This window comes from Mycobacterium sp. ABE4_509, assembly GCF_056160785.1.
Window position 1 is genome coordinate 1 of the sequence record NZ_JBSWXU010000214.1, and the last position, 6,595, is coordinate 6,595.

The window sequence follows — 6,595 nt, forward strand, 5'->3', positions numbered from 1 at the left end:
GGGGTGGTGGGCACGGCGGTGGCCTCCAGCGCCGGACAGCCGAACCGCGATGCCAGCGCGGTGGCGAGGTCACCGCCGGCCTGACGCCAGCCGACCACCGCGTCGACCCTGTTGTTGATCAGCGCATCGCCGTAGAGCACCACCGGGTCCAGCGCCGCCACCGACGCCACGATCCCCACACTGCGCAGCTGGTCGGCGGCGGTGTTGGCGACCGCCGCCGCGGTCGGATCGTTGTCGGCGACGCCGATCACCAGCGTCAGCGGCTCGCCGTCCCGCAGGAACTGGCCCCGGTTCTCGGGTGGGCTGGGGGTGGGCGCCGGTGGGGTCGGAGTGTCGGCCAACGCGATCCGGTAGCCCTCGTCGGCCAGCAGCGATATCGCCTCCTCCTGGGACATCGCAGGCGGGGCGGTCGGCACATATCCGGGGTCCGACGGGGAGCGGACCAGGGCCTGGGCCAGTGTGACGGTGTTCTCGTCACCGGCGCCGACGGCCGCCAGCAGATCGACGTCGAGCAACCCCAGGATGGCTTCGCGCACCTGTGTCGGCGCCAGCATCGGCTGGTCGGCCCGCAAGGTCAGCTGCATCACGCGCGGGGTGACGATGCGTGCGGTGCGCACCTCGGGGATGGCCGACAGTTGCGCGAACGCGGCCGCGCCGCCGTGCACCTGGGCGACCTGGGTGTCCCCGTTTCGGATGGAGTCGGCCAGCGCGGCGGGCGAGCCGCCGCGGCGGAACAGCAGCAGGTCGGGTTTGGCCGGTTCACCCCAGTAGCGGTCGTTGCGGGCCAGCAGGATCTCGTCGCGCTGCGGGTCGATGGTTTCCACCCGGAACTGCCCGCCGGTGACGGGCAGGGCCCGGGCCAGGCCCGCCGCGAACCCGCCGGGGACGTCCTTGACGATGTGGGCCGGCAGGATGTTGTTGAACAGCTCCCGCCACGCCGGGTAGGGCTGCGAGAACGTCACCACGGCGGTCTTTCCGCCCTCGACCGACTGCACCCCGGTGATCAGGTCGTAGCCGGCGGGGTCGACGGCACCGGGCTGGCTGACCATCTGGCGCCACAGGTACCAGAAGTCGTCGGCCCCGATCGGCGCGTTGTCGGTCCACTGCGCTTCCGGGCGGATCGTGTAGGTCACCGTGAAGGGGTCCTCGCTGGTGACCTCCGCGGACTCCAGCAGGGTCGGGTCGAGCTCCCAGCGTGAACCGGTCGGCGTGCGCGGGTCGGGGATCGGCCGGAACGTGCTCGGCAACACCAGCGCGCTGATCGCCGCGGTGACCGGTGACTGGTCGGACAGCAGGTGGTCGTTGAAGCCGGGCCCGATGGAGTCGATCGCCATGATGATCTGGCTGACCTTCACCGGGGGCGGCGGCGCCGGCTGGGTGGTGTCGGTGCTCTGCGGGGCCGGGGGCGGGCTGACGGTGCAGCCGGCGACCAACGTCAGAACTGCGGAAACCGCGGCCAATGCCGACCTGGGGACGGCGCTGACGCGTCGCTGAGTCGTCGGCACGCTCTATAGGGTATCCATCGCGCGGATGCGTTCCCGGTGACCGCGGCTCAGCCGCGCGCCTTGGCCCGCGCCTTGGCCCTGGCCCGCAGCGAGGCCGTCAACTCGACCTTGCGAACCCGCACGATCTCGGGTGTGACCTCGACGCATTCGTCCGACGCGCAGAACTCCATGGCCTTCTCGAGGTCGAGCTCCAGCGGCCGGGCCAGCGTCTCGATGACGTCGGCTGTCGAGCTGCGCATGTTTGTCAGCTTCTTCTCGCGGGTGATGTTGATGTCGAGGTCCTCGGCGCGCGGGTTGATGCCCACCACCTGGCCCTCATAGGTGTCCTGGCCGGGCTCGACGAAGAACTGGCCGCGGTCGGAGAGCTGGATCATCGCGAACGGGGTGATGCTGCCGGAGCGGTCGGACACCAGCGAGCCGGTGTGCCGGGCCCGGATCTCGCCGGCCCACGGCCGGTAGCCCTCGAAAACGGCATTGGCGATGCCGGTGCCGCGGGTCTCGGTGAGGAAGTCGGTGCGGAACCCGATCAGGCCGCGGCTGGGCACGACGAAGTCCATCCGTACCCACCCGGCGGCGTGGTTGGCCATCTCCTCCATGCGCCCCTTGCGGGCGGCCATCAGCTGGGTGATGGCGCCGACGAACTCCTCGGGGCAGTCGATGGTCAGCGCTTCGAACGGTTCGTGCAGCTTGCCGTCGATGGTGCGGGTGACCACCTGCGGTTTGCCGACGGTCAGCTCGAAGCCCTCCCTGCGCATCGTCTCGACCAGCACGGCCAGCGCCAGTTCCCCACGGCCCTGGACCTCCCAGGCGTCGGGGCGGCCGATGTCGACGACCTTGACCGACACGTTGCCGACCAGTTCGGCATCGAGCCGGTTTTTGACCATCCGTGCGGTCAGCTTGTGCCCGGACACCCGGCCGGCCAGCGGTGAGGTGTTGGTGCCGATGGTCACCGAGATGGCGGGTTCGTCGACGGTGATGCGCGGCAGCGCGTGGGCGTGCTCAGGGTCGGCCAGGGTGTCGCCGATCATGATCTCGGGCACGCCCGCGACCGCAACGATATCGCCAGCTGTCGCCACGTCAGCCGGCGTGCGTTCGACGCCGACGGTGGTGAGCAGCTCGGTGATCTTGGCGTTCGTGATCACCGGCGCGCCGTCGACCTCCCGCATCCAGGCCACCTGCTGGCCCTTCTTGAGCCGGCCGTTGTAGATGCGGATCAGCGCCAGCCGGCCCAGGAAGGCCGACGCGTCGAGGTTGGTCACCAGCGCCTGCAGCGGCGCCTCCGGGTCGCCCGACGGCGGCGGGATGTGTTCCATCAGCACGTCGAACAGCGGATCGAGGTTGTCGCCCGCGGGCACCTCGCCGTCGGCGGGCTGGGTGGTGCTGGCGATTCCGGCCCGGCCGGAGGCGAACAGCGTCGGCAGATCGAGCGCCTTCTCCGCGGCCGCCTGGGCCTCGTCGTCCAGATCGGAGGCCACGTCGAGCAGCAGGTCGTGGCTCTCGTCGACGACCTCGCCGATCCGCGCGTCGGGCCGGTCGGTCTTGTTGACCACCAGGATGACCGGCAGGTGGGCGGCCAGCGCCTTGCGCAGCACGAAGCGGGTCTGCGGTAGCGGGCCTTCGGAGGCGTCGACGAGCAGCAGCACACCGTCGACCATCGACAGCCCGCGTTCGACCTCGCCGCCGAAGTCGGCGTGGCCGGGGGTGTCGATGACGTTGATCACGGTGACCGTGCCGTCCGGGTGGGCGCGGTGCACTGCGGTGTTCTTGGCCAGGATGGTGATCCCTTTTTCTTTTTCCAGGTCACCGGAGTCCATCAGGCGCTCCACCGCGTCGTCGCCGCGGTGGGTCAGCGCCCCCGACTGGCGCAGCATCGCGTCGACCAGGGTCGTCTTGCCGTGGTCGACGTGGGCCACAATGGCGACGTTGCGGAAGTCGGGGCGTGCGTTCACGCCGGTGATTGTCGCAGTGCACTGCACCGATCGCGAAAACGAGAGAGGCAGCTCACTTGAAGCCGAGCAAGTTGGCCGACCTGAAACCGAAGAAGAAGTGCTGCCGGAGCAAGCCCCGGTGCAAGCGCTGCCCGGTGGTGGTGAACAAGGTCCACAAGGCGGAACTGAACGGGATCCGGGGTCAGGAATTGACGAAGGTGTACAAACGCGCCCGAAAGTCCTGATCCGGGCGTACCCGTGGGCGTACCGTCGGAGGTATCGGTCCGGCGTCTTGGAGGTGCCGATCATGACGGTTTATCTGGTGCCGACCATCGTCCTCGTCGCGGTTCTGGCCGTGACCACCACGGTGGCGTTCTACCTCGGTCTGGCCAATTGGGTCGGGGCCTTCTACGTGGTGCGGTGCGAGGCCTGCCACCACCTGACGTTCAACTCGCGCAACCGCCCCCAGGCGTCGTGCCCGCAGTGTCGTCACCCGGTGCTGACCCATCCGATTCACGCGTTGACCCATCCGGACAGCAGGTCCGATGTGCGGGTGGTCGGCGACCGGCTGCACTACTGAGCGGGCGTGCCGGCCGGGTCGTGGCCGGCCGGTGCGCGCAGCACCCGGACCAGGTCGGGCAGCCACGCGCGATCGGCGGGAACCCAAGGCAGCCCGTCGAGTTCGTCCGCCCCGACCCACCGCAGCGCGCGGTGGTCGTCGGGGCGCGGGGTGCCGCCGGTGCGGGTGACGAGGTAGGCACGCAATGTCGTCGTCGCACTGAGCGCGACGTCGCCGCCCAGGCGCGCACCCACTGTGACGGTGATGCCCAGTTCCTCGCGCAGTTCCCGGGTCAGGGCCTGGGCGTCGCTCTCCCCTTCGGAGACCTTGCCGCCCGGAAGCTCCCACAGCCCGGCCAGTTCCGGTGGCCGGGCGCGCTGCGCCACGAGCAGGGCGGCGCCCGAGATCAGCGCTCCGGCAACGACGATCTGTGCGGGCATCGAGGCTGACGGTACCGTCGGAGACATGGCTGTGTTAACCGATGACCAAGTAGACGCCGCACTGCCCGACCTCGACGGCTGGGAGCGCGCCGACGGCGCCCTGCGCCGCTCGATCAAGTTCCCGGCCTTCCTCGAGGGCATCGACGCGGTGCGCCGGGTGGCCGAGCACGCCGAGGCTGAAGACCACCACCCCGACATCGACATCCGTTGGCGGACGGTGACTTTTGCGTTGGTGACGCACTCGGAGGGCGGGATCACCGACAAGGACGTTCAGATGGCTCGCGAGATCGACGGACTGCTGGGCTAGCGGCGAGCCAGACCAGCGTCGCCAGGGTGGCGACGATGTAGACCAGACCGGCCCAGGCCAGATACCAGGGCCGCGAGATCTGCCAGATGTCGGGCTGGGCGAAGCCCAGCAACCACGGCACCCCGACCAGGGTCAACGTCAGCCATCCCCAGCCGAGGATCCGCGCGCCGAGGCAGCCGGCCAGCCGACCGTGCAGCAACCAGATCATCAGCGGGATCAGCCAGACCCAGTGGTGCGTCCACGAGATCGGCGAAACCAGCAACCCGAACAGCTGGACGACCAGGATCGCCCCGAGCCGGTCGGAGGCGCCGCCGATCGCTCGCCACGCCAGCCACGTCAGTACCGCGGTGACCAGGACCGCCACCAGGACCGGCACGCCGAACCCCGCGTCGTGGCCGAGGATCCGGGAGATCCCGCCTCGCCAGGACTGGTTGAACGACGTGGCGACCGGCCCGATGCGGTCGGCGTCGCCGAGCAGGTCGGTGAAGTAGTAGCGGGCCTGCTCGCCGACGACGACCAGCGACACCGCGACGGTTCCGAGGAAGACCAGTGCCGAGAAGAGCACCGCGCGCCAGCGCCGGGCGCCGAGGAAGTACAGACCCGACACCGCAGGGGTGAGCTTGATGCCGGCGGCCACCCCCACCAGCAGACCCGAGAGCCACCACCTGCTGCTGTACACCGCGGCGAGCACGACCAGCACCAGCAACACGTTGATCTGTCCGTAGTCGAAGGTGCTGCGCAGCGGCTCCGTCCAGATTCCGGCCGCGGTCCACAGCATCGCGACGCGGCGGCTGCCGGCGGGCGCGGAACCGAGTTCGAGCAGGCGCTGGCTCAGGCGGACCACACCGTAGAGCGCGGCGACCACTCCGACCTGCCAACAGACCGCCACCAAACCGAACGGCAGCAGGGTCAGCGGGTAGAACACGATGGCCGCGAACGGCGGGTAGGTGAACGGCAGCGGGAAGTCCGGAGTCTGCTCGGCGTACAGGTAGTCGTAGAGCGTGCCGGGCTGGTTCAGCGCTGCGGCGCCGCCCACGTAGACATGCAGGTCGACGAAGTTGGCTCCGGTGGGCACCAGGTAGGTCCAGGCCAGCCGGGCAGCGATGCTGGCGACCAGCAGAACCGGCGCCGCGGCGGTCAGCCTGGTCGCCAGTCGCGGCCCAGACGTTGCTGATGCGGAGTCGGAAACGTTTATGGGCCTGACTCTAGCGAGCGGTCACCGTCCGCCTTCACGTCCGTAACGGTTGCATAAATGCCACACGTGTCACTTGAGTAACTCTAGTAACGCACTAGCTTCGGTTGCAGGCGGTTCGTTCCGTCCCATCTATGCCTTCAGTGCCTTCGAAAACTTGGGAGACTTCCATGCACCGCACCCGGAAAGTGTTTGCAACAACGATCATCGCTGCGGCAGGGGCGGTCTCGGCTGCTGTCGCGCTGAGCTCCTCGGCGGCCGCGCAACCGGCACCCGCACCGGCGCCCGCTCCCGCTCCCGGCGTTCCGGGCCTGGACATGCTCCAGCAGCTGGCCAACCCGACAGCGGCCTCGAACCTCCTCCAGACGTTCGCCAACGCGATGAGCCCCGCGACCCCGACGACCCCGGCCACCGGCGCCGCACCCACGGCCACCGCCTCGGTCAGCCTGCCCCAGCCGGCCACCGCGCTTCCCGCGGCGACCGCTCCCGCGGCCCCTGCCGCGGCCCCCATGACGGCGCTGAACGGTCTGACCGACTCGCTCGGCGTGCCCGGCAGCCTGGTGTCGCTGATGCCCTCCGACCTCGGACTGGGCGGACTGCTCCCCGGTGGCGCAACCCCCACCGCCCCGGTCGCCACCGCCCCCGCCGCCCCGCTGGCTCCCGC

At 69.9% G+C, this 6,595-nt stretch carries 7 protein-coding genes; 3 read left to right on the top strand and 4 right to left on the bottom strand.

The features are described 5' to 3' along the window. Positions 1–1,505: ABC transporter family substrate-binding protein (locus ACXAID_RS26490; protein ID WP_475025157.1), on the bottom strand; the 1,505-nt coding region annotated here is incomplete at its 3' end. Between the two features lie 47 nt (positions 1,506–1,552). Continuing rightward, positions 1,553–3,454, bottom strand: a complete 1,902-nt coding sequence (typA, locus tag ACXAID_RS26495) for a translational GTPase TypA (RefSeq protein WP_475025158.1) — start codon at positions 3,452–3,454, stop codon at positions 1,553–1,555. Positions 3,455–3,740: 286 nt separating this feature from the next. On the opposite strand from typA, the gene ACXAID_RS26500 reads away from it, so the two are divergent. Further along, a complete protein-coding gene (locus ACXAID_RS26500) occupies positions 3,741–4,013 on the top strand; it encodes a hypothetical protein (RefSeq protein WP_475025159.1) in 273 nt (90 codons plus the stop codon). Here the strand turns inward: ACXAID_RS26500 and ACXAID_RS26505 are convergent. After that, on the bottom strand, positions 4,007–4,432 hold the full coding sequence (locus ACXAID_RS26505; RefSeq protein ID WP_475025160.1) for a (deoxy)nucleoside triphosphate pyrophosphohydrolase: 426 nt from the start codon (positions 4,430–4,432) through the stop codon (positions 4,007–4,009). The two genes, ACXAID_RS26500 and ACXAID_RS26505, sit on opposite strands and share 7 nt — an antisense overlap. 25 nt (positions 4,433–4,457) lie before the next feature. Here ACXAID_RS26505 and ACXAID_RS26510 point away from each other — a divergent pair, with 25 nt between their 5' ends. After that, complete coding sequence (locus ACXAID_RS26510) at positions 4,458–4,739, top strand: 4a-hydroxytetrahydrobiopterin dehydratase (protein ID WP_475025161.1); 282 nt, start codon at positions 4,458–4,460, stop codon at positions 4,737–4,739. Here the strand turns inward: ACXAID_RS26510 and ACXAID_RS26515 are convergent. Beyond that, complete coding sequence (locus tag ACXAID_RS26515) at positions 4,687–5,934, bottom strand: mannosyltransferase (protein ID WP_475025163.1); 1,248 nt, start codon at positions 5,932–5,934, stop codon at positions 4,687–4,689. The two genes, ACXAID_RS26510 and ACXAID_RS26515, sit on opposite strands and share 53 nt — an antisense overlap. Positions 5,935–6,101: 167 nt before the next feature. On the opposite strand from ACXAID_RS26515, the gene ACXAID_RS26520 reads away from it, so the two are divergent. Further along, the coding region (locus ACXAID_RS26520; protein WP_475025162.1) for a hypothetical protein at positions 6,102–6,595 on the top strand (494 nt) is incomplete at its 3' end.

Excerpts from the sequence above, each read along its gene's own strand:
- ACXAID_RS26500 (WP_475025159.1), top strand. The coding sequence starts at position 3,741 with ATGACGGTTTATCTGGTGCCGACCATCGTCCTCGTCGCGGTTCTGGCC.
- ACXAID_RS26505 (WP_475025160.1), bottom strand. The coding sequence starts at position 4,432 with ATGCCCGCACAGATCGTCGTTGCCGGAGCGCTGATCTCGGGCGCCGCC.
- ACXAID_RS26510 (WP_475025161.1), top strand. The coding sequence starts at position 4,458 with ATGGCTGTGTTAACCGATGACCAAGTAGACGCCGCACTGCCCGACCTC.